At 64.3% G+C, this 21,538-nt stretch carries 20 protein-coding genes; 10 read left to right on the top strand and 10 right to left on the bottom strand.

Going from position 1 to position 21,538, the window contains the following annotated elements:
- Positions 1-70: 70 nt before the first annotated feature.
- The 3 genes from JQ641_RS21295 to JQ641_RS21305 all read left to right on the top strand — a co-directional run bounded on the left by JQ641_RS21295 (position 71) and on the right by JQ641_RS21305 (position 3,019).
- The gene (locus tag JQ641_RS21295) at positions 71-913 is read left to right on the top strand and encodes a COG3904 family protein (RefSeq protein WP_211997905.1); all 843 of its coding nucleotides are present in this window, start codon (positions 71-73) and stop codon (positions 911-913) included.
- Positions 914-1,310: 397 nt separating this feature from the next.
- Entirely contained in the window at positions 1,311-2,237 is a 927-nt protein-coding gene (locus JQ641_RS21300) for a sulfite exporter TauE/SafE family protein (RefSeq protein ID WP_211997906.1), read from the top strand.
- A complete protein-coding gene (locus JQ641_RS21305) occupies positions 2,234-3,019 on the top strand; it encodes a TIGR02186 family protein (protein WP_211997907.1) in 786 nt (261 codons plus the stop codon). The genes JQ641_RS21300 and JQ641_RS21305 overlap by 4 nt, the downstream gene beginning before the upstream one ends.
- Positions 3,020-3,088: 69 nt before the next feature.
- Here JQ641_RS21305 and JQ641_RS21310 read toward each other — a convergent pair whose 3' ends face one another.
- A complete protein-coding gene (locus JQ641_RS21310; RefSeq protein WP_211997908.1) occupies positions 3,089-4,039 on the bottom strand; it encodes a DMT family transporter in 951 nt (316 codons plus the stop codon).
- Positions 4,040-4,160: 121 nt separating this feature from the next.
- Here JQ641_RS21310 and JQ641_RS21315 point away from each other — a divergent pair, with 121 nt between their 5' ends.
- Positions 4,161-5,024: a LysR substrate-binding domain-containing protein gene (locus JQ641_RS21315; protein WP_211998010.1), complete on the top strand. Its 864-nt coding sequence runs from the start codon at positions 4,161-4,163 to the stop codon at positions 5,022-5,024.
- A gap of 73 nt (positions 5,025-5,097) precedes the next feature.
- Here JQ641_RS21315 and JQ641_RS21320 read toward each other — a convergent pair whose 3' ends face one another.
- The 6 genes from JQ641_RS21320 to JQ641_RS21345 all read right to left on the bottom strand — a co-directional run bounded on the left by JQ641_RS21320 (position 5,098) and on the right by JQ641_RS21345 (position 12,770).
- Positions 5,098-5,499 carry a hypothetical protein gene (locus JQ641_RS21320; protein WP_211997909.1) on the bottom strand — a complete coding sequence of 134 codons (402 nt, stop codon included), beginning with the start codon at positions 5,497-5,499 and terminating at the stop codon, positions 5,098-5,100.
- A 460-nt stretch (positions 5,500-5,959) separates the two neighbouring features.
- The gene (gene pdeM / locus JQ641_RS21325; RefSeq protein ID WP_211997910.1) at positions 5,960-6,634 is read right to left on the bottom strand and encodes a ligase-associated DNA damage response endonuclease PdeM; all 675 of its coding nucleotides are present in this window, start codon (positions 6,632-6,634) and stop codon (positions 5,960-5,962) included.
- A 39-nt stretch (positions 6,635-6,673) separates the two neighbouring features.
- Positions 6,674-9,451, bottom strand: a complete 2,778-nt coding sequence (locus JQ641_RS21330) for a ligase-associated DNA damage response DEXH box helicase (protein ID WP_211997911.1) — start codon at positions 9,449-9,451, stop codon at positions 6,674-6,676.
- Positions 9,452-9,640: 189 nt separating this feature from the next.
- Positions 9,641-10,870 (bottom strand): ABC transporter substrate-binding protein, encoded by a 1,230-nt coding sequence (locus JQ641_RS21335; protein ID WP_211997912.1) that lies wholly within the window; start codon positions 10,868-10,870, stop codon positions 9,641-9,643.
- A 146-nt stretch (positions 10,871-11,016) separates the two neighbouring features.
- Entirely contained in the window at positions 11,017-11,748 is a 732-nt protein-coding gene (locus JQ641_RS21340; RefSeq protein ID WP_211997913.1) for a FadR/GntR family transcriptional regulator, read from the bottom strand.
- Between the two features lie 95 nt (positions 11,749-11,843).
- Positions 11,844-12,770 carry a class I SAM-dependent DNA methyltransferase gene (locus tag JQ641_RS21345; RefSeq protein WP_211997914.1) on the bottom strand — a complete coding sequence of 309 codons (927 nt, stop codon included), beginning with the start codon at positions 12,768-12,770 and terminating at the stop codon, positions 11,844-11,846.
- 51 nt (positions 12,771-12,821) lie between these two features.
- On the opposite strand from JQ641_RS21345, the gene JQ641_RS21350 reads away from it, so the two are divergent.
- The 4 genes from JQ641_RS21350 (at position 12,822) to JQ641_RS21365 (ending at position 17,503) form a co-directional block, all read left to right on the top strand.
- Positions 12,822-13,859, top strand: a complete 1,038-nt coding sequence (locus JQ641_RS21350; RefSeq protein WP_211997915.1) for a ligase-associated DNA damage response exonuclease — start codon at positions 12,822-12,824, stop codon at positions 13,857-13,859.
- Positions 13,856-15,691 (top strand): ATP-dependent DNA ligase, encoded by a 1,836-nt coding sequence (locus JQ641_RS21355; protein ID WP_211997916.1) that lies wholly within the window; start codon positions 13,856-13,858, stop codon positions 15,689-15,691. Before JQ641_RS21350 ends, JQ641_RS21355 begins: the two co-directional genes overlap by 4 nt.
- Before the next feature lie 149 nt (positions 15,692-15,840).
- Positions 15,841-16,143 (top strand): DUF6460 domain-containing protein, encoded by a 303-nt coding sequence (locus tag JQ641_RS21360; RefSeq protein WP_211997917.1) that lies wholly within the window; start codon positions 15,841-15,843, stop codon positions 16,141-16,143.
- Between the two features lie 34 nt (positions 16,144-16,177).
- Positions 16,178-17,503 carry an MATE family efflux transporter gene (locus JQ641_RS21365; RefSeq protein ID WP_211997918.1) on the top strand — a complete coding sequence of 442 codons (1,326 nt, stop codon included), beginning with the start codon at positions 16,178-16,180 and terminating at the stop codon, positions 17,501-17,503.
- Between the two features lie 155 nt (positions 17,504-17,658).
- Here JQ641_RS21365 and JQ641_RS21370 read toward each other — a convergent pair whose 3' ends face one another.
- Both JQ641_RS21370 and JQ641_RS21375 read right to left on the bottom strand, forming a co-directional pair.
- Positions 17,659-18,756 (bottom strand): quinone-dependent dihydroorotate dehydrogenase, encoded by a 1,098-nt coding sequence (locus JQ641_RS21370; protein ID WP_211997919.1) that lies wholly within the window; start codon positions 18,754-18,756, stop codon positions 17,659-17,661.
- Positions 18,753-19,097, bottom strand: coding sequence for a DUF952 domain-containing protein (locus JQ641_RS21375; protein WP_211997920.1), 345 nt, complete (start codon positions 19,095-19,097; stop codon positions 18,753-18,755). The genes JQ641_RS21370 and JQ641_RS21375 overlap by 4 nt, the downstream gene beginning before the upstream one ends.
- A 182-nt stretch (positions 19,098-19,279) precedes the next feature.
- Between JQ641_RS21375 and JQ641_RS21380 the strand changes: the two genes are divergently transcribed.
- Positions 19,280-19,930: a S24 family peptidase gene (locus JQ641_RS21380; RefSeq protein ID WP_211997921.1), complete on the top strand. Its 651-nt coding sequence runs from the start codon at positions 19,280-19,282 to the stop codon at positions 19,928-19,930.
- Positions 19,931-19,932: 2 nt separating this feature from the next.
- Positions 19,933-20,451: a mismatch-specific DNA-glycosylase gene (locus JQ641_RS21385; protein WP_211997922.1), complete on the top strand. Its 519-nt coding sequence runs from the start codon at positions 19,933-19,935 to the stop codon at positions 20,449-20,451.
- Between the two features lie 106 nt (positions 20,452-20,557).
- Here JQ641_RS21385 and JQ641_RS21390 read toward each other — a convergent pair whose 3' ends face one another.
- Complete coding sequence (locus JQ641_RS21390) at positions 20,558-21,340, bottom strand: class II aldolase/adducin family protein (protein WP_211997923.1); 783 nt, start codon at positions 21,338-21,340, stop codon at positions 20,558-20,560.
- Positions 21,341-21,538: the final 198 nt, after the last annotated feature.

The following is a 21,538-nucleotide window of genomic DNA, read 5'->3' on the forward strand; positions in this document are numbered from 1 at the left end:
TCCCTCCATATAAAGCCGTATGATCTGACGGGGCCGGCGTGGCCTCGCGCGGCTTTGCAGTGAGGATCGATTGTCTGCCGAAGATGGTCAGGATGGGGAAGGCCGTTTCCAGAGGTCGCCGACCGGGCCTTCGGTCGCGCCGCCGCGCAAGCTGGCCGAGCAGTCCGCGCCTTCGCCGTGGCGATCGGCTCCGCCGCCTCCTCCTCCTCCGCAGCCGCCGCAAACGGCGCGCAGCCAATGGCCGATCGGCTCGATTCTCATCTTTGTTCTTTTGCTTGCCGGCATCGCCATCCAGGCCTATCGCGACCTCTCGCGGCCCGATGCCTGGGATTACTGGAAGGACCAGTATGTCTCGCCGAGCCTGACCTCCTCGGTGGTCGCCAAACTCGATCTCGGTGGCGCCGCGCGTGACCGGCGCGCCCTGTTCATCAAGGGAGAGATCGGACCCGGGGCCGCAAGATGGTTCCGCGAGAAACTGGACGAGGCCCAGCTTGCCGCAGGCGACGTGATCCTGATGTCTTCGCCCGGCGGCGATTTGAATCAGGCCGCGATCATGGGCGAGCTCATTCGCTCGCGCGGACTGATTACGGCGGTCGGCACCGCCGATGCCGCGGGCCGCGTCAAACCCTCCTATTGCGCCAGCGCCTGCGTGCTGGTCTATGCCGGCGGCAAGATCCGCATCGGCGTGTTGGGCTCAGGCCTGGGCGTGCACCGGTTTACCACGACAAAGCAAGTGGATGATCCGCTCGCCGAAGCCCAGAAGATATCAGGCGCGGTGCTGGGCTATATGACCAAAATGGGGGTTTCATCGTCGGTCGTGCAGGCGATGTCCGAGACCAAGGACATCCGCTGGCTTGCGCCCAAGGAGGCGCTCGCCATGAACCTCGTCACCGATCCGGTGGGGAAGCCCTGAATCCAAACCCGCATTTGTGATGCGCGACCCCATAATTGCTGTCGTCCCGGCCTTGAGCCGGGACCCATACTCCGCGGCCACGCTAATTCAACAAGGAAGATAACGCTCAGCTCGCTAAACAATTGCGGCCGGTGGCTATGGGCCCCGGCCCAAGGCCGGGACGACGAGAATTATCAGCTAGGCCGTCACGCCTATGTGCAGGTGCGGCAAATAATTGCCTTCCGGGGCATTCTTTAGTCCCCCCTGCCACTGATCTGGGTTATGCAAAGACGCGGCAACCGGTCCGCGTGCGCTGACCCTGCGCGCCAATCGGATTCCACTGCCGGCAAATGCTCGAAACCATGCCCTGGGCGGCCGTTAGGCCAGGTCAGCGGCAGACAACGAGAAGCAGACGCGCGTGCAGCTCTACCTTCCGATCGCCGACATTCCCGTCAATGTTTTCCTCATCCTGGCGATGGGCGCGGCGGTTGGTTTCGTCTCCGGCATGTTCGGCATCGGCGGCGGCTTCCTGATGACGCCGCTGTTGATCTTCGTCGGCATCGCGCCCGCGGTCGCGGTCGCTTCGGTCGCGAGCCACATCGCGGCTTCCTCCTTCTCGGGCGCGATATCCTATTGGAGGCGACGATCCATCGATCCCATTCTGGCGTTGGTCTTGTTGACCGGCGGTACCGTCGGGACGGCGCTCGGGGTCTGGACGTTTACGCTGCTGCGCTCGCTCGGCCAGCTCGATCTGTTGATCGCGACGTCCTACGTCATCCTGCTGACGACGGTCGGCGGGCTGATGTTCTGGGAAGGCCTGCGCGCGCTGCTGCGGGCCCGGCGCGGCGGTGCGGCGGCGATACGCCGTCCCGGCAGCCATGGCTGGATTCACGGCCTGCCGCTGAAGATGCGTTTCAAGCGCTCGAAGATCTACCTGTCGGTGATCCCCGTCGTCGTGATCGGCCTGATCATCGGCTTCATCGGCGCCGTCATGGGCATCGGCGGCGGCTTCATCCTGGTGCCGCTGATGATCTACGTGCTGCGGGTGCCGACTTCGACCGTGGTCGGCACCTCGATGGTGCTGACGCTGGTGACGATGATATTCGCTACCCTGCTGCATGCGGTGACCAATCATCTGGTCGACGCCGTGCTGGCGCTGATCCTGATGATCGGCGGCGTGACCGGCGCCCAGTTCGGCGCCCGCGCCGGCCAGAAGATCCGCGGCGAACATCTGCGGCTGCTGCTCGGGCTTCTGGTGCTCGCCGTCGGTATCCGCTTTGCCGTCGAACTGGTGATCCGGCCGGCTGATCTGTTCACGATCCGGGAAACGGGAGGCGGGGTATGAGCGCGCGCGCCTCGCTGATCGTGGCAAGTCTCGTGCTGGGCGCCGTACTAGCCATTTCGCCGGCCTGCGCCGAGCGGCTGATCGTGTCGGTATCGAACCACCGCGTCACGGTGACGCCGAATTATTCCGGCGAGGAGCTGGTGCTGTTCGGCTCGGTCGAAAAGGACGCGCAGACGCCGGCCGGCCGCAACAATTACGATCTGGTCGTGACCGTCAGCGGACCGCGCGCCGACATGGTGACACGGCGCAAGGAGCGCAGGTTCGGCATCTGGATCAACACCGACTCCCGGCAATTCCTCAAAGTGCCGACGTATCTGGCGCTGTTTTCCAACCGGCCGTTCGACGACATCGCCTCACCCGAAGTGCAGCGGCGGCAGCAACTCGGCCTCAACAACGTGCTGCTGACGCAGCGCGTCGGCCCTGATTTTGCCGACGTCGTGCCCAACGATCCGTTCCGCAGCGCGTTCGTGAGGTTGCGCAAACAGCACGGGCTGTATCGCGAGGAACAATCGGCGGTGACGTTCCTGACGCCGACGCTGTTCCGCACCGGCATTCCGCTGCCGGGCGAAGTGCCGATCGGCACCTACGACGTCGAGATCAAGCTGTTCGCCGATGGCGCGCTGGTCACGCGCACCGAAACCGCGTTCGAGATCGTCAAGGTCGGTTTCGAACAGTTCATCGCCAACGCCGCCCACAACAATGGTCTTGCCTATGGGCTGGTGACGGCCTTCATGGCGCTGATGACGGGCTGGATGGCGTCGATCGTATTCCGGAAGGATTGAACGAGTTCGTGCCCCGGACGCAGCGCAGCGCGTCTTCGCGGTGCGCTGCAGAGCCGGGACGCGATAGCATCATGACATACTCCCCTGCGAAGCGGGACCGGCCACCGCAGCATCAGCGGCTTTGGCGGGCCGCGTCACCAGATAAATCCCGAGCGCCACCGGAATGATCCCGAGCAGGTCGCGGAATTCGACGTGCTCGCCGAGCACGAGGAAGGCGAACAGCATGCCGAGCGGCGGCATCAGGAAGTGATAGGCGCTCGCAGCCGTTGCGCCGCAGACCTTCAACAGGTGGAACCACAGCAAATAGGCCAGGATCGATCCGCCCAGCACCAGGAAGACGAATGCGCCGAGCAGCCGCGCGCTCGGCACGATGTCGCTGACGCTGGAAAACGTGAAGGCGAACGGCAGCAGCGCCAGGCCGCCGGCGAGATTCTGCACGCCGTTGCCGACCCACAGGCTGCCCTTCGGCGCCAGTATCTTGAACAGGATAGTGCCGACCACGATCGAGGCGAGCGACGCCAGCGTGTAGACGATGCCGTCCACGCTGTCTGACCCAACCAACATGCGATGCCAGACGATGAAGCCGACGCCTGATATGCCGAGCAAAAGTCCCGTCACCTTGCGCCAGGTCAGCGCCTCGCCGAGAAACACCGCGGCCGCCACCGCCGTGAACACCGGATTGGCGCTGACGATCAGGCCGCCAAGGCCGGCGGATACGGTTTTGAGGCCGGTGTAGCCAAGCCCGAGATAGAGCGCGTTGTTGGCGACGCCGAGTACGGCGAACACGGCCACGTCGCGCCAGCTGAGCTGCCATCCCTCGCGGCGAAGTGCGGATATGCCGAGGATCAGGACGCCCGCGAGCGAAAACCGCGCCGTGAGCAGGATCAGCGGCGGACAATCGGTGACGCCGATCTTGCCGGCGACGAAGGCAAAGCTCCAGAGCAGGCAGAACAGCGTGATGGTGAGCGGCAGCCAGTTGAAACCGGCGCGGGGAACGGCAATCGAGGACGCGAGCGACATGGAGAGTCTCCTTTGCCCATGATGTAGGCCCGCGCCTTGATATTTAGAAATTAAATGATAAACTGATATCCAGTGGATTTTTGAATACTCGTTTTCTGAAGAGCGGAGGCGAGCCATGGCCATGCTCGATCTGGAACTGCTGCGCAGCTTCGTCTCGGTGGTGGATTCCGGCGGTTTCACTCGCGCCGGCGAGCGCGTCCACCGCACCCAGTCGACCGTCAGCCAGCAGATCAAGCGGCTGGAGGAGGACGTCGGCCAGCCGTTGCTGAACCGGAGCGGCAAGGACGTCACGCCGACCGAGGCCGGCGAGCGGCTGCTGTCCTATGCGCGGCGGCTGCTGTCGCTGGCGGAAGAGGCCCGCGATGTGCTGACGCGCCCCGGCAGTGAAGGCGCGATCCGGCTCGGCGTACCCGAAGATTTTGCCGCCTACCGGCTGGCGAAATTGCTGGCGGCGTTTTCGCGCTCGCATCCCGGGTTGCGGATGGATGTCCGCTCCGACCAGAGCACTTACCTGAAGCGCGACCTCGAACGCGGTGAACTCGATCTGGCGCTGTTCAAGCGCGCCGCTGGCGAGAAAGTCGGCATCGCGGTGTGGCCCGAACGCGTGCATTGGGTGACCAGCAAGAGCCGGCCGCGCGATACCACCACGGGCTCGGTGCCGCTGATCGGCTTTCCCACCGGCTGCCTCTATCGCTCGCGCGCGATCCACGCGCTGGAAAGCGCCGGCCGCGCCTGGCACATGGCCTACACGTCCTCCAGTCTCTCCGGCATCCAGGCCGCGGTTGCCGCCGGCATGGGGCTGAGCATTCTGTCCGAGATGGCGATCCAGGCCGACCATCGCGTGCTGACGGCGAAAGACGGTTTTGCGCCGATCGACCGCACCGAAGTCGCGCTGGTCGCCGCACCGGATGCCAGCCCCGCCACGTTGCGGCTCGCCGATCGGCTGGCGGAGTTTTGCAATACGGTGCAGGCGAAGGCGGCGTAGCCAGTGAAAACCTTGTTCGCTCAATAACGCGAAAACCGGGGTCGTAACCCCGGCTTTCTTTGGTGCGTCGAGATCAGTTTACTTTCATGTTGCCGGCGCCATCGACGTCGCTGGCAGGATTGTATCCGGAGTCGTGCAGGTTCTTGAGGTACACCCGCTGCGAGGGGGCACCGGCCGGCGCAAAACCCCCGGCCATGGAAGCGTTCGCGTCGTGGGGGTGGCGGCGCTGCGTTCCAGCCACCTTGGCTCCGGCCCGTGCATTGTACGCACCGTTTTCAAAATTCGCAGTGCTCGCAGCTGCTGCGCCGCCCGGCTCCGCCATCATCTTGCTGGCGGGGGTTGGGACGCCTTTGTTCAGGTAATCGCGTTCTGGATACATTGCGCAGTCCGTGCACTGCGCAAATGCCGCGGACGTCGCTGCGGATGTCAGAGCGATCGACATCAAGGATGCGGCAACGAGTGTTTTGTAGTTCATGGTATTTGCTCCATGGTTAAGCGAGTCTCAGCTCGCCTTGATTTTGTAATCGACCTGTTGTCTCGGCGGGACAAGCCCGCTCTCCCGCTTAGGTCTTATGCGTTTTTCGATGCAGTCGATGGACCTCGCCGACGCACTTGGAGTCAGCACCAAGAATCCTCGTTAAGCGGCGGCGAAAGGCAGCAAATCCATGTGCGGCTGTCGATGCTTGGTGCAGAGCCGTTGCGCCAATCAACAATGGCTCACCACATAGTGAATTAGCGCTGACTCACGATTTCAAATCCGCGACTGCCGAAATCACGAACGTGTCAACCGCATTACGAAAAGGTAAGTTGGCTCGTATCGAAGGTGAGCTACGATTCGCTGTCGTGAATTCGCATGAACAGTTTGCCGCGTCTCGCGGTTCACTTCACAGGAAACGAGGAAGCGGTCACAGAGCGACAGCAGCAGCGTCGTCCGCTCAATAACACCGCGACGCTGCGATCGCGTGCAGCCTGTTGTCGCCGAGCACATGCGCCATCAGGCCCGGTGTCTGGAAGATCTTTGCAAACGCCGGATCGCGGATGCTGAGGCCGCCGGTATAGGCGCCGAACGCCGGCATTACCGCGCGCTCGCCGTCGCAAGCAAAGCAGCGCCGCTCCATCGCACGGCCGCGGGTGGCGATTCGGGCCTTGGGATGCAGATGGCCGGCGATTTCACCTGACGCGCCCGTGGGCTCATGGCGGAACGTGATGTTGCCGATCGCGACTTCATTGGCGACAACACCGCCGAGATCGGACGGCAACGCCGGATCGTGATTGCCCGCAATCCAGATCCAGTCGCGCCGCGCCTGCATCGCTGACAGCGCCTCGCGGTCGGGCACCGACAGCCGCTCATGCGCATCGCGATCATGAAAACTGTCGCCGAGCGCAATCACCATGCGCGGGTCGTGCCGCGCGATCACGGCGGCAAGCCGGCTCAGCGTCGCCACCGTGTCGTAAGGCGGCAGCAGCACGCCGCGCGCGGCGAAGCTGGAGCCTTTTTCCAGATGCAGGTCGGAAACGACCAGCAGGCGCTGTTCCTGCCAGAACAACGCGCCGGAGAGATCGGCGAGGAAGCTCACATCTGCGATCGAAACTTTCGAAAGCCGCGCCATTTGATCATCGTCCGAAGCTTGCGCCGCTGCCGTCACGTTCTATCCCGTCGCTTCCTTGACCAGTTCCTCTGCGGCTTCCGCCAGCAACTCGTCGGCCGCTTCGCCATAGACTGACTCGCGGCCGATTTCCAGCATCACCGGCACCGCGAGCGGCGAAACACGGTCGAGTTCCCGATGGATGATTCGGCCCTGAATACGCGACAGCATATCACCGAGCCGCTTGAGATCGAGCAGTCCGGTGGCGGCATCGGCGCGCGCGGCGCGCAGCAGCACATGGTCGGCCTGGTGCTTGCGCAAGACGTCGTAGATCAAATCGGTCGAGAACAACACCTGGCGGCGGGACTTCTCCTCGCCGGTGAAGCGCCGCGCGATCAGGCCTGAGATCACCGCACAGGTGCGGAAGGTCCGCTTCATCAGCGCGGATTCGGCGAGCCACGCCTCGAGATCGTCGCCCAGCATGTCCGGATCGAACAGCGCGTTGAGGTCGAGCTTGCCCTGGCGGATCATGAACGACATGTCGCCAAGCCCCCACACCGCGACCGCATATTCATTGGCGACAAAGCCGAGCGGCCGCACCCGCGCCCGCTCCATCCGCCGCGTCAGCAACATGCCGAGCGTCTGGTGCGCCAGCCGCCCCTCGAAGGGATAGCAGATCAGATAATGCTTGTTGCCGCGCGGGAAGGTTTCCACCAAGAGTTCCCGCACCGCCGGCACGCGCGAAAAATGCCGTTGCAGCGACAGCCAGTCACGCACCTGATCCGGCAGCGCGTTCCAGGCGCGCTTGTCGTCGAGCAGCTTGCGGACGCGTTCGGCGAGATAAGTCGACAGCGGAAACTTGCCGCCCGCATAGGACGGCACTTTTGCATCTTTATCGTTGGCGCGGGACACGTAGACTTGATCTTCGGCCAACGCCTCGTAGCGCACCACTTCGCCGCCAAAGGCAAAGGTGTCGCCGACCACCAGCCCTTCGATGAAATATTCTTCGACTTCGCCGAGCATCCGCCCGCCGCGTCCAAGTGCGCCGGTCGAACCGGCACCGCCGCCGCGCGAACGCACCAGACGCACTTTCAGCATCGGTTCTTCGACGATGGTGCCGACATTGAGGCGATAGCTCTGCCGCACACGGGGATTGGCGACGCGCCAGCGGCCTTGCTTGTCCTGCTTGATGCGCGCAAAGCGCTCATAGGTTTTCAGCGCGTAGCCGCCGGTGGCGACGAAATCGACCACGTCGTCGAAATCGGTGCGCGACAAACCAGAGTAAGGCGCCGACGTCAGCACCTCTTCATAGAGCTCATCGGAGAGAAACGGCTCGCCGCAGGCGCATCCCAGCACGTGCTGCGCCAGCACGTCGAGCGCGCCGATCCGCAGCGGCGGGGTATCCTGCGCATTCTCCGCGATGGCATCGATCGCAACTGCGCATTCCAGCACCTCGAAGCGGTTGGCCGGCACCAGCACCGCGCGCGAGGGTTCGTCCAATCGATGGTTGGCGCGGCCGATCCGCTGCATCAGCCGCGAGGACCCCTTGGGCGCGCCGACATTGATCACGAGGTCGATGTCGCCCCAGTCGATGCCGAGGTCGAGCGAGGAGGTGCAGACCACGCCGCGCAGTTTGCCGGCCGCCATTGCGTCCTCGACCTTGCGACGCTGCGCGACGTCGAGCGAACCGTGATGCAGCGCAATCGCCAGGCCGTCGTCGTTCATGCGCCAGAAATCCTGGAACAGCATTTCGGCCTGGCTGCGGGTGTTGACGAACACCAGCGTGGTCTTGTTGCGCTTGATCAGCTCGTACATTTCAGCCATCGCATGGCGGGCGCTGTGCCCCGCCCAGGGCAGGCGCTCCCTGGTGTCGAGCATCTCGACCACGGGCGCCGCGGCGCCGCCGGCAACGACAATGTCGGCGGCTTCTATCTGGCGGTCGCGCTGCGGCACTAAAAACCGCGCCAAGGATTCCGGCTCGGCGACCGTCGCCGACAATCCGATGCCGCGCATCTCGGGCGCCAGCCGCCACAGCCGCGCCAGTCCCAGCGACAACAGATCGCCGCGCTTGGAGGTGACCAGCGCGTGCAATTCGTCGAGCACGATGCGCTTCAACGAACCGAACAGGAACGGCGCGTCGTCGGAGGACAACAGCAGCGCCAGTTGTTCGGGCGTGGTCAGCAGAATATCGGGCGGATAGCGGCGCTGCCGCTGCCGGCGCGACACCGGCGTATCGCCGGTGCGGGTCTCGACCTTGATCGGGAGGCCCATCTCGGCGATCGGCGTCTCCAAATTGCGCGCGATATCGACCGCGAGCGCCTTCAAGGGCGAGATGTAAAGGGTGTGCAGGCCGCCGGTGCGCTTGACCCCACGGCCGGTGGAGATGACGGCGCTTCGTGCAAATGGTGCCGCGCCAAGCTCGCTCTTCTCCCCTCCCCCCGCGCGCGAAGCGCGTGGCGGGGAGGGGTCGGGGGTGGGGGGTAGTGCGGCAGCTTCGGTGTCAAAATGGACAGCAGAATTCGCGGAGACACCCCCCACCCCCGACCCCGAGAGCGAGCTTCGCTCGCCTCGGACCCCGCCGCTTCGCGGGTGGAGGGGAGAAGAACGCATCGCGGATGACAGAGCACTCAGTTCCACCAGCGTCGGCAGAAATCCCGCCAGCGTCTTGCCGGCGCCGGTCGGCGCGATCAGCAGCGCCGAGCGATCGTCCCGCGCCTTCGCTAGCAATTCCAGCTGATGTTCACGCGGCGACCAGCCGCGCGACGCGAACCATTGAAGGAAGCGGTCGGGCAGCAGCGCGGCCGGCTCGGCCGGTGTGAGGCTCAGGATTCGGGGCGGCACAAAACAAGAACTAAGCCGTCAGGGCCGCCACGTCGAGGGGTATCAACCTCGCCCCGCTTGCGGGGAGAGGTCGGATTGCCCCCGTCGTCATGGCCGGGCTTGTCCCGGCCATCCACGTCTTTCTTACCTTGCGTTCATAAAAGCCGTGGATGCCCGGGACAAGCCCGGGCATGACGAGTTGAGAGAGACCTACTCCGTCACCGGCTTGTCGGAAATATCCCAGTCCTTGCCGTTGAACTGCGAGATGAAGAGCGTCTTCATCGGCGTGTAGTCCTCCGGCGTGTAGCTGAAATTGACGCCGTCGAGGAAATACGGCGAGTGGAAGCCGGCCAGTGTCGTCGCTTGTTTCAGCACATTGGCGCGGGTGAGATCGTCGCCGCAGCGGCGCAGGATTTCCGCCATCGACGCCACCTGGCCGTAGCCGGCGAAGGCGATGGTGTTGTCGGGATCGACATTGGGCAGATATTTCTTGCGCAGCGCCTCGAACGCCATCACGTCTGGATCGTTTTCCCAGCGCGGCACGCCGACTTCCTTGGCGTAGCGGATGGCCACGATGCCGGTGGCGTTCTCGAAACCGGCGGCGCTGAGGATCGAACGTCCGGTCGATCCCGCCGACAGCAATTGCAGCGGCTTCCAGCCGAGCTCGACCACCTTGCGGATCGACTGCGACGAAGCCTTGCCGGTCGAGATGTTGTAGAAAGCGTCCGCGCCCGACTTCGATAGATTGATCAACTGCGAATCGATGGTCGGCTCGGTCAGATCGTAGCTCTGCTCCATGATCACCTTGGCGGTGCCGCCGGCTTCCTCCAGAACCTTCTTGAACGGCGCCAGGAAATCGCGGCCGAAATCGTCGTTCTGGTAGAGAATGCCGATTTTGGCATTCGGCTTCGTCGCCACGACGTATTTGGCGAGAATGCGCGCCTCGGTCGGATAGAGCGGCAGGCCGGCCATGGTCCATTTGAAGTTCTTCGGATCGTTCCATTTCGAGGCGCCGGTGTTGAGCATCAGCTGCGGCACGCCTTTGTTGTTGAGGTATTTGTGCACGGCGGTCTGCGGCGCGGTGCCGAGCGAGCCGAACAGCGCCAGCACTTCGTCATTCTCCACCAGCCGCCGCGTCGCTTCCACGCATTTCGGCGCGCTGTAGCCGTCGTCCATGGTGAGGAATTTCACCTTGCGGCCGTTGATGCCGCCCTTTTCGTTCAGCATCTGGAAATAGGCTTCGCCGACCCGGCCGAGCACGCCATAGAGCGAGCCGGGACCGGAATGCGGCACGGTCTGTCCGAGCTTGATTTCGGTATCGCTCGCGCCCGGATCGTATTTCTTCTCGGCCGCCCAGACGAACGGGGCGGGCAATACGGAAGCCGCGAGGGCGGATAGCGCGGTGGCGCCGAACTCACGGCGTGTTTGCTTGTTTTTCATTGTTGTTTCTCCCATCTGTTGTTCTTCATTGGTTGTTGTCGATGCCTGAATGCAGCGATCTGTCATTCAGGTTGTGCGGATCGAAATTGGCTTCGACTTGCGCTGCGTGAGCCGGTACTCCCGGCAACTTACTCGTCCCGGCCTTCTCATTGGTTGTGAGATTCCGGCTGCTCGTTTCCTTCCGCCATTGCCCGAACTTCGTCGAATGCGGAATGGACATGCTTTTGCACCAGAGCCGCCGCCCGGGTTTCGTCCCTGTCGGCAATGGTGGCGACGAACTCCTGATGATCGGCCAGTGAGCGGCGGCGAATGACCGGGGACGAGAAATACTTCTGCCGCCACTGAAAGCTCATCAGAAACAAAGGCGTCAGCGTTCGGACGATGATGGCGTTCTGGCTGGCCGCAGCCATTGCCAGGTGAAACTCGACATCTTCATTGGCGACGTTGAGTTCAGCCTGCACCCGACTGGAATAATTGGCGACCAACTCGCGCAACCTGTTGAGATCGGCATCCGTCCTGCGCGCGCATGCGAGGCGGATCGCATGGGTTTCAAATATGACGCGGGCCTCGCTCACATCGCGCATGGTGCGTTCGTCAAACGGCAGATCCAGATTGGCCTGGATGACCAGGGAGTCGAGCCCGCTGTCTTCGAGCGCGTTGCGCAGGAAAATGCCGGACTTCGGCCGGCGCTCGGTCAGCCGCAGCGCGTCAAGCACCGCCAGCGCTTCCCGCACCGAGCTGCGGGTGACGCCAAAGCGATCCGACAGCTCGCGCTCCGACGGCAACCGGTCGCCCTTCTGCAATCGGTGATGGCGAATGAACTCGATGGTCCGCTTGACCGCTCGCGATCCTTCGCTTGCTTGCTGAGGCACGCTCATCTGATCCTACCAATCTGGTATGACCAGATTGGTATATCCTCGCCGGTTTGTCCAGCCTGCCCGCGCGGGCAAGCTTCACGGGCCGAACAGTGCAGTCAGCCCGTGGTCGCGACCGCCACCAGGCCCGGCACGGGCAGGTTGTCCTCGGTGCGCGCCGAGCGAGTTTCGAGCAACGACAATGTGAGGCCGGCCGCTTCCACCGCTTCGCGCACATGAGCCGCTGCGTGGGCATAGCGCAGGCCTGCGCCGAGAATGACGCCTTCGCCGGCATGCGTCTCGGTCGTGAAGGCGAACAGGCCGCCGGCGGCCAGCACGCGGCTTGATTCCGCCAGCACCGGCGCGAGATCGGCGACATAGATCATCACGTCGGCGGCCAGGATGAGATCGGCGCTGCTGTCAGGCCTCACGCGCAGACCTTGCACGATGTCGCCGACTTCAAGCTCCGCATACGAGCCGGTCGCACGGGCCTGCTCGATCATGCGCGGCGACAGATCGATGCCGATGAAATGATCGACCTCCCTGGCGAAGGCCGTGGCAACGAGCCCGGTGCCGCAGCCGAGATCGATGGCGCGCTTGAAGAAGGCAGGCTTGCGGGCGGCCGCGCGCACCGACAACACCGCCTTGAACAGCAGGTCCGGGCCGCGATAACCGAGATCGTCCACCAGCGCGGCGTTGAACCGCCGCGCGTATTGGTCGAACAGCACCTGCACATAGCCTTGCGGCATTGCGGCCAATGGTTCGGCGCCGAGCCGCATCAGCCGCAGGCGGGCGCCATGACGATCATCGCGATCACCGTCCCACGCCTTGCGAAACGCCGCGACCGCCGCATCGCGCTCGCCGAGCGTTTCTCTGATATCGCCGAGCGTGAACCAGGCCGTGACGAAGTTCGGCGCCAGATCCGTCGCCTGCAGCAGCAGGTCGGCGGCGCCGGGCAGATCGCCCTTCATTTGCAGGTCGCGCGCAAAATCATAACGGCGATCGGCCATCAGATCGCCGGAGGTCAGGAATATTCGCGTGGGCATGGGCTCTATGGGGCAGGTATAAATCGGGGCAATGCGCCCTATATAACCAAGATGCGTCCACAAGACATCCTGCTGCCAGCTCCCGCCGGTTTGTGCTGCAAGCCCGGTGGCTTCCATATCGATCCGGTCCGGTCCGTCGAGCGCGCCGTGATCACCCACGGCCATTCCGACCACGCCCGTCCCGGCCATGGCGCGGTTCTGGCGACGCAAGAGACGCTCGACATGATGCGGCTGCGCTATGGCGATAATTTCGCAGGCTCCACGCAGGCGATCGCCTATGGCGAGGAACTCCGGCTCGGCGACGTCAAGATCAAATTCCATCCCGCCGGCCACGTGCTGGGCTCGGCGCAGATTGCCGTCACCTGCAAGGACACCTGCATCGTCGCCTCGGGTGACTACAAGGACGCTTCGGATCCCACCTGCACGCCGTTCGAAGTGGTGCCATGCGACGTCTTCATCACCGAGGCGACGTTCGGCCTGCCGGTGTTTCGCCATGGCAACGCGGCCGATGAAGTGAAGAAGCTATTGGCTTCCGTGACGCTGTTCCCGGAGCGAGCTCATCTGGTCGGCGCCTACTCGCTCGGCAAGGCGCAGCGCGTGATCGCGCTGCTGCGCGAGGCCGGCTACGACGCGCCGATCTACCTGCATGGCGCGATGGAAGCGATCACGCACTATTATCAGAGCCGCGGCGTTGCGCTCGGCGAGCTGCGTCCGGCCAAGGGCGTTAAGAAGGCGGACCTCGCCGGCACCATCACGCTGGCGCCGCCGTCGGCCACCTCTGACATCTGGACGCGGCGCTTCCCCGATCCGGTCACGGCGTTTGCCTCGGGCTGGATGCGGGTGCGGGCCCGTGCCCGCCAGCGCGGCATCGAACTGCCGCTGGTGATTTCCGATCACGCCGACTGGGACGGGCTGACCGCGACGATTGAGGCCACCGGTGCCGGCGAGATCTGGGTCACCCACGGCCAGGAAGACGCGCTGGTGCATTGGTGCAAGACCAAGGGCCTCGCCGCGCGGCCGCTCGATCTGGTCGGCTACGGCGACGAGGACGAGCACGAGCCGCCGCCAGCCAACGAGGCCGAGGCATGAACCGCTTCGCCGAATTGCTGGACCGCCTCGCCTATGAGCCCGGCCGCAACAACAAGCTGCGGCTGCTCACGGCGTATTTTCGCGAGACTGATGATCCCGACCGCGGCTATGCGCTGGCGGCGCTGACCGGCGCGCTGTCGTTCAAGCACGCCAAGCCCGGCCTGATCCGCGACCTGATCACCGACCGTGCCGATCCCGTGCTGTTCGGCCTGTCCTACGATTATGTCGGCGATCTCTCCGAGACGGTGGCGTTGATGTGGCCGAAGGTCTCGGCCAGTCACGATAGATCTTCCCCCCTCCCCCCGCGAAGCGGCGGGGAGGGGTCGGGGGTGGGGGGTGTCTCCGCAAGAACCGCTGCATCTGCGATTGCCGCACCACCCCCCACCCCCGACCCCTCCCCGCCACGCGCTTTGCGCGTGGAGGGAGGGGAGAAGACGATCGGCCACAACAACCCTCCCCCTCCCACGCTGTCCGAAGTCGTCACCACGCTGCGCACCCTCGGCAAGACCGAGCTTCCAAGACAGCTCGCGCGCTGGCTCGATGAGCTCGACGAGACCGGCCGCTGGGCGCTGCTAAAGCTGGTTACCGGCGCGATGCGGATCGGCATTTCGGCGCGGCTCGCCAAGACCGCCGCGGCCAATCTCGGGGACAAGGACGCCCACGACGTCGAGCTGATGTGGCCGGGATTGAGCCCGCCCTATCTCGACCTGTTCGCTTGGCTGGAGGGGCGCAGCGAGAAACCGGTCAATCGCGATCCGACACCGTTCCGCCCTGTGATGCTGGCGCATGCGATCGAGGATGCGGATTTTGCCAACCTCGACCCCGCCGACTTCATCGCGGAATGGAAATGGGACGGCATCCGCGTGCAGGCGGTGAGCGGCCGCGACGAGCGCGGCCACATCCAGGCGCGGCTCTATTCGCGCACGGGTGAGGACATCACCGGGAGTTTTCCGGACCTCGTTCCATCGCTGCATCTGCAAGGATCTTCAAGTTTCGCCATCGACGGCGAGTTGCTGGTGCTGCGCGAGGGCCGCGTGCAGACGTTCAACGTGCTGCAGCAGCGCCTGAACCGCAAGGTCGTCTCGCCAAAACTGATCAAGGAGTATCCGATCCATTTGCGCGCCTATGACCTGCTCGGCGACGACGAGAACGATTTGCGCGAGCTGCCGTTCATCGAACGCCGCGCGCGGCTGGAGGCATTCATCAAGAAGCTCGACGATGCCAGGATTGATCTGTCGCCGACGGTGGCTTTCGACAGTTGGGATCAGCTCACCGCGGCGCGCGCCGATCCGGCCCAAGCCGGCGCCGGCGAGGATGCCGACGCCGTCGAAGGCGTGATGCTGAAACGCCGCGACGCCGCCTATCTGCCGGGCCGCCCCAAGGGCCAATGGTGGAAGTGGAAACGCGACCCGCATCTGATCGACGCCGTGCTGATGTATGCGCAGCGCGGCCACGGCAAGCGCTCGTCCTATTATTCGGACTACACGTTCGGCGTCTGGACCTCGGGCGAGGACGGCGAACAGCTGGTGCCGGTCGGCAAGGCCTATTTCGGCTTCACCGACGAGGAATTGCTGCAGATCGACCGTTTCGTCCGCCGCAACACCACCGAAAAATTCGGGCCCGTGCGCCACGTCGTGCACGAGCCCGACCAGGGTCTGGTGCTGGAGGTCGCCTTCGAGGGGCTGGCGCGCTCGCCGCGGCATAAATCCGGCGTCGCGATGCGGTTTCCGCGCATCAGCCGGCTGCGCTGGGACAAGCCGCCGCGCGAGGCCGACCGGCTGGAAACGCTGGAGCGGATGCTGAAGAGCGAGACCGGCATTACCGCGCCTTAATCCGGCCAGCCATTGACGCACTGAGATGGGTTCCCCATCTGCTGTCCGCGGTAGTGGATTCTTGTTTTGACGCGTTTTCTTCACGCGAACCGGTATCCACTTCGCTCGAAAACGCTACAATGCGCGGGCGTGACCCGCAGGAGAGATCGATGCCCAACGACGTCAGGGATTTGCCGGCCAGCAATGACGGCCTGAACCGCTTTCTCGGCGGCTCGCCGCTGGCGGTGGCATTCCGGTTGATCCTGCTGTCGGTTCTGGTCGGCGTGGTGCTCGCCGCTGTCGGCTTCGATCCCTGGAACATCCTGCAAAGCATCCGCATGCTGTTCCAGCGGCTCTGGGATCTCGGCTTTGACGCCGTCAACTGGTTGTGGCGCTACTTCCTGCTCGGCGCCGTGATCGTGATTCCGGTCTGGCTGTTGTCGCGGCTGTTCGGCAGCCCGCGCGGGCGCTAAATCTCCTCGACGGCATGGTCGTTGAGCTCTAGCCATGCATTCGCCGGCCGCTCCCTCGAAAGTCACGACGGCGCAGGTATTTGCCATCGCGGGTCCCGCGATGATCGCGAACCTGACGACGCCGCTGATCGGCATCGTCTCGACCACGGCGATCGGCCGGCTCGGTGACGCCACGCTGCTCGGCGGCGTGGCGGTCGCCTCCGTGCTGTTCGACTGCCTGTTCTGGCTGTTCGGATTCCTGCGCATGAGCACGGTGGCGTTTACCGCGCAGGCGCTCGGCGCCGGCGACACGCAGGAACTACGCGCCATCCTGCTGCGCGGATTCATCGCCGCCGCGCTGGTCGGCGCCGCGCTCATCCTGCTGCAGATCCCGCTCGCCAGCCTCCTGCTGGAGGCGATGGGCGGCAGCGAAGGCGTTACGCGCGCGGCGAAAACCTATTTCACGATTCGGATATGGTCGGCGCCGCTGGCGCTCGGCAATTATGTCATGCTGGGCTGGCTGATCGGACAGGCCCGCGCCAAACTGGCGCTCGGCACGCAGATCACCATCAACCTGATCAATGCGGCAGCCACCGCGCTTTTGGTGCTGGTGCTCGACTTCGGCATTGCCGGCGCGGCGATCGCGGCCGTGATCGCGGAAGCGGCCGGGCTCCTGCTCGGCATACTTATCGCGCGGCGCCTTTCCCGTGGGCAACCGGCCATCTTGCGCGCGACGCTGTTCGACCGCACAAAGCTGATGCGGCTATTGGCGGTCAATCGTGACATCCTGATTCGCACCGCGGCGTTGATCGCAGCCTTCCTGTTCTTCACCGCGCAGGGCGCCCGCGCCGGCGACCTGACGCTGGCAGCCAATGCGGTGTTGAACAATTTCCTGATGATCAGCGCCTTCTTCCTCGACGGCCTTGCCAACGCCGCCGAACAGCTCTGCGGCCGCGCCTATGGCGGGCGCGACAGAAGCGGATTCGCCGGTGCGGTCAAACTGGTCGTGATCTGGGGCTTTGGCTTTGCGCTCGCCGTCGCCGCCGTCTTCGCCCTGTTCGGTCCTTCCCTGATCGACATCATGACGGCGAGCGCCGACGTGCGGCGCATCGCGCGCGATTATCTGCCGTTCGTGATCTTCGCGCCGCTGCTCGGCGTGTTCGCCTTTGCCTTTGACGGGGTCTATATCGGCGCCACCTGGGCGCGCGACATGCGCAACCTGATGCTGCTGTCGCTTGCGATATTCCTGGGCGCGTGGCTGGCGCTGCGATCGTTCGGCAATGCCGGACTGTGGGGCGCGCTATTGGTGCATTACGCCGCCCGCGGCGGGCTTGAGGCGCTGCGTTATCCGGCGCTGTTGAAGAAGTCGTTTGGGGCGTGAATTCTTTCTTCCCTTCTCCCCTTGCGGGAGAAGGTGGCGCGAAGCGCCGGATGAGGGGTCTCTATCCACATCTTGAAATCTTACCGTGAGGAGAGAACCCCTCACCCGTCTTCGCTTCGCGAAGCCACCCTCTCCCACAAGGGGAGAGGGGAAGATCACTGCACAGGCCATTCCTCGGCGGTGATGGTCGCGGCATCGGCGCCGACGATTTCCGCAAGCGAATCGCGCCCCGTGCGCAGCAAGGTCGAGGACAGATCGTTCTTGATGTCCTCGACCAGCCCGAGGCCCTTGTAGATCAGCGATGAATAAAGCTGGATCAGGCTGGCGCCGGCGCGGATTTTGGTCAGCGCGGCACCTCCGCTGTCGATGCCGCCGACCCCGATCAGCGGGAAGGCGCCTTCGGCACGCACATAGGTTTCCGCCACCATCCGCGTCGACAGCCGGAACAGCGGCCGTCCCGACAGGCCACCCTGCTCCTTGGCCCGGCCGGATTCGCGCAAGCTCGAGGGCCGTGCCAGCGTGGTGTTGGCCACGACCATGCCGTCCACCCGGCGCGAGCGCGCGATGTGCACGACATCGTCGAGTTCGGCCAGACTCAAATCCGGCGCGATCTTGAGCAGCACCGGGGAATCGCCGGCATTCTTGCGCACCCGCTCGCGCGCATCGATCACCCGGGCGAGGAGATCGTCGAGGGCTGCCGATTGCTGCAGATTGCGCAGGCCCGGCGTGTTCGGCGAGGAGACGTTGACGGTGAAATAGCTCGCGACCGGCGCAAAGGTCTCGATCAGCTTGACGTAATCGGCGGTGCGGTCGGCCGAATCCTTGTTGGCCCCGACATTGACGCCGACGATGCCGGAAAGATGCGCGCGCGAGGCGAGCCGCCGCAGCACGATCTCCGCCCCGTCATTGTTGAAACCCATCCGGTTGATCACGGCCTCGTCGCGTTCCATCCGGAACAGCCGCGGCCGCGGATTGCCGACTTGCGGTTTGGGCGTCACCGAGCCGATCTCGACGAATCCAAATCCCAGCCGCAGCAGCGCGTCGGGCGCTTCCGCGCTCTTGTCGAAACCCGCGGCCATCCCGATCGGATTGGGAAAGTTCAGGCCGAAGGCGCGCACCGCCAGCTTCGAATCATCCGGCTTTGAGCGGATCGGCGGCAGCAGCCGCAGGCCCTGGATGGCCATGCGATGCGCATCCTCCGGATCGAACCAGCGCAGCAGCGGCAGTGAAAAGGCGTCGAAGGCGCGGATCACGGCGCAAGCTCCGGAATGTCATGATGGCCGTCGGACCGCGCCCGCATGTCGAGGATGGCGGTGACGGCGCCGAGATCGAGTTCGCCATAGAGATGTGGGAACAATTCGTCGTTGCGCGAGGGTTCCCAGCGCAGGCTGTCGCCCAGCGCATCGGCGTCGACCGCGATCAAGAACAGCCCGGTCTGGCCGAAATAATGTTTCCGCGCGGTCTCGGCGACCTGGGACGCTGTGGAAAAATGGATGTAGCCGTCGCGCAGATCGTCCGCGCTGCCCCGATAGACGCCTTGCCGCTCGGCCTCGCGCCAGGCCGAGGCGGGGCTGATTTTGTAGATCGTGGGCACTCGCCGGCATTCCCTGTTTGTCGTTGAGTCTCTTGGGATTTTTCCCGGGATTCCGGGTCGGCGCAGACCGTAAAGGCGGCTGGGGCTGAACTCAAGCGCCGCCGCGCCGTCCGGCCAGCCTGGAATTTGCGGAAATCCCGCGTTTCAGGTAATAATTCCTAAACACGACGTTGAGTGATCCCATGGCCAAGCCAACCAAAGCCCGCATTCTCACCCACGGCCAGGTCTGGACCGCGCTCGACCGGCTCGCCGAGCGCGCCGGGCTGTCGCCCTCGGGCCTTGCCAAGCGCTCCGGCCTCGACCCGACCACCTTCAACAAATCCAAACGCATTACGGGCGACGGCCGCGAACGCTGGCCCTCGACCGAATCGGTTTCCAAGGCGCTGGCCGCCACCAATTCCTCGATCGACACGTTTGTGCAGCTGATCGGCGATGGCGCGCGCAGCCAGCAATCGGTGCCGATGCTCGGCCTCGCCCAAGCCGGCAGCAGCGGCCATTTCGACGACAGCGGTTTTCCCGCCGGCAAGGGCTGGGATGAGGTGGCGCTGCCCGCCGCGGGCGACGAGCACGCCTACGCGCTGGAAATATCCGGCGACTCGATGAAGCCCGCCTACCGCGACGGCGACATCATCGTGGTCTCGCCGGGCACACCGATCCGGCGCGGCGACCGCGTGGTGTTGAAGACCAGCGATGGCGAGGTGTTGGTGAAGGAATTGAAGCGCCGCACCACCAGGACGCTGGAGCTGCAATCGCTGAACCCGGCGCAGGCCGACCGCGCGCTCGACGCCGACGACGTCGAATGGATCGCGCGGATCGTGTGGGCGAGCCAGTAGGTTTGTCCCCGGCTCCGGATGTCCTGCAGGATGTGCTGGAAGATTCCCTTCACATCGTTCTGTGCGGGATGGCTGCAGGGACGGCATCAGCCAAAGCAAGGGCCTACTACGCGCACAAGCAGAACAAGTTCTGGAAAATTCTTTACGAGATCGGGCTGACGCCGACGCTGCTGCAGCCGCACCAGTACCGCGATCTGCTGCAGCACCGGATCGGCCTCACTGATCTCGTGAAGACGCACTCGGGAATGGATCACCAGATCCCGGTATCCGAACTCCGACTCGATGCGAGATCTCGCCTGAGCAATTCAATTGCGGCATTCCGGCCAAAATTCCTGGCGTTCACGAGCAAGGCGGCCGGACAGGGATTTCTCGGCGGCAAGCGCGATTACGGCGAGCAGGCTGAGCGGATCGCCGACACCAGGATCTGGATTTTGCCATCCACATCAGGCGCGGCGAATGGAAGCTGGCGACCGGAAGTGTGGCACGCGTTTGCGGATGCGGTGCGGGCTGCTGCGGATTGACGATTGTAGGGTGGGCAAAGCGAAGCGTGCCCACCAAACAAGATCACGAATGTAGATGGTGGGCACGGCGCAAGAGCGCCTTTGCCCACCCTACGCCTGCTCCGAACTACGTCGCGTAATCTGGCTCTTTGCGATCAAGCATTCGCTTCAACGCATCGAAGTGCCGCTGTGCTGGCGTCGGTCCCTTGTAGAGACGCTCGTCCTTGTATTCGCGCTGGGTCTTCTCAACCACGGGCGCGGGAAGCTGCTTCAGCCTCTGCCCGGTCCACATCGCGTAGATCTGCACCTGCGCGGCGCGCTCGACGTAATAGAGCATGTCGTAAGCGTCGGCGACGGTCGCACCGACCGTCGAGATGCCGTGATTGGCCATGAACAGCACCTGCTTGTCGCCGATCACCTTCGCCAGGCGGGCGCCTTCGGCGGGATCGACGGCCGGGCCGGTATATTCGTCGTCATAGGCGATGGCGCCTGACAGCCCGACCTCGGTCTGGCCGATCTCCTTGATGCGCGGGTCATCGAGGCGCGTCAGCGCGCTGGCATAGGGCATGTGGGTGTGAAACACCGCTTTGGCCTGCGGCAGCGCCTTGTGGATCGGGGCGTGGATGCAATAGCAGGAGCGCTCGACCTCGCCCTCGCCGCGCTTGACCTCACCGTCGTCGATGCCGACTTCCATGAAGGACGAGGCCGTGACCTCGGACCAATGCATGCCGAACGGGATCTGGTAGTAGCGGTCGCTGCGGCCCGGCACCGTGTAGGTCAGATGGTTGAAGATGCCTTCGGAAAAACCCTGGTTGAAGGCGAGACGATGCGCGGCCGCCAGATCGACCCGCGCCTGCCATTCGTCGGCGCTGGTATCATTGCGCAAGTCCGGCGAAACCCTGAACTGCATGCGTCTGCTCCCAATGTTGCCCGCCTCTCCACGGAGGCTTGATGGCGGATAGTCTAGCGCAATTCGGTGCAGGCCGCGGTTGAAATTGCGGCGGGCCTGCCATCTGGATTTGCGGTTCGCGGTCACAGTGAGATGATACGTTACGAAGCCCAACTCTATCGTCGTCCCGGCGAAGGCCGGGACCCATAACCACCAGCG

The sequence above is a fragment of the Bradyrhizobium sp. JYMT SZCCT0180 genome (assembly GCF_018130165.1).
Lineage (GTDB): Bacteria > Pseudomonadota > Alphaproteobacteria > Rhizobiales > Xanthobacteraceae > Bradyrhizobium.

What these genes read in the sequence shown, in the direction of transcription:
- JQ641_RS21345 (WP_211997914.1), bottom strand. Translation starts at nt 12,770, where the DNA reads ATGCCCACGCGAATATTCCTGACCTCCGGCGATCTGATGGCCGATCGC.
- JQ641_RS21380 (WP_211997921.1), top strand. Translation starts at nt 19,280, where the DNA reads ATGGCCAAGCCAACCAAAGCCCGCATTCTCACCCACGGCCAGGTCTGG.
- JQ641_RS21355 (WP_211997916.1), top strand. Translation starts at nt 13,856, where the DNA reads ATGAACCGCTTCGCCGAATTGCTGGACCGCCTCGCCTATGAGCCCGGC.
- JQ641_RS21390 (WP_211997923.1), bottom strand. Translation starts at nt 21,340, where the DNA reads ATGCAGTTCAGGGTTTCGCCGGACTTGCGCAATGATACCAGCGCCGAC.
- JQ641_RS21305 (WP_211997907.1), top strand. Translation starts at nt 2,234, where the DNA reads ATGAGCGCGCGCGCCTCGCTGATCGTGGCAAGTCTCGTGCTGGGCGCC.
- JQ641_RS21310 (WP_211997908.1), bottom strand. Translation starts at nt 4,039, where the DNA reads ATGTCGCTCGCGTCCTCGATTGCCGTTCCCCGCGCCGGTTTCAACTGG.
- JQ641_RS21320 (WP_211997909.1), bottom strand. Translation starts at nt 5,499, where the DNA reads ATGAACTACAAAACACTCGTTGCCGCATCCTTGATGTCGATCGCTCTG.
- JQ641_RS21360 (WP_211997917.1), top strand. Translation starts at nt 15,841, where the DNA reads ATGCCCAACGACGTCAGGGATTTGCCGGCCAGCAATGACGGCCTGAAC.
- JQ641_RS21365 (WP_211997918.1), top strand. Translation starts at nt 16,178, where the DNA reads ATGCATTCGCCGGCCGCTCCCTCGAAAGTCACGACGGCGCAGGTATTT.
- pdeM (WP_211997910.1), bottom strand. Translation starts at nt 6,634, where the DNA reads ATGGCGCGGCTTTCGAAAGTTTCGATCGCAGATGTGAGCTTCCTCGCC.
- JQ641_RS21315 (WP_211998010.1), top strand. Translation starts at nt 4,161, where the DNA reads ATGCTCGATCTGGAACTGCTGCGCAGCTTCGTCTCGGTGGTGGATTCC.
- JQ641_RS21340 (WP_211997913.1), bottom strand. Translation starts at nt 11,748, where the DNA reads ATGAGCGTGCCTCAGCAAGCAAGCGAAGGATCGCGAGCGGTCAAGCGG.
- JQ641_RS21335 (WP_211997912.1), bottom strand. Translation starts at nt 10,870, where the DNA reads ATGAAAAACAAGCAAACACGCCGTGAGTTCGGCGCCACCGCGCTATCC.
- JQ641_RS21350 (WP_211997915.1), top strand. Translation starts at nt 12,822, where the DNA reads ATGCGTCCACAAGACATCCTGCTGCCAGCTCCCGCCGGTTTGTGCTGC.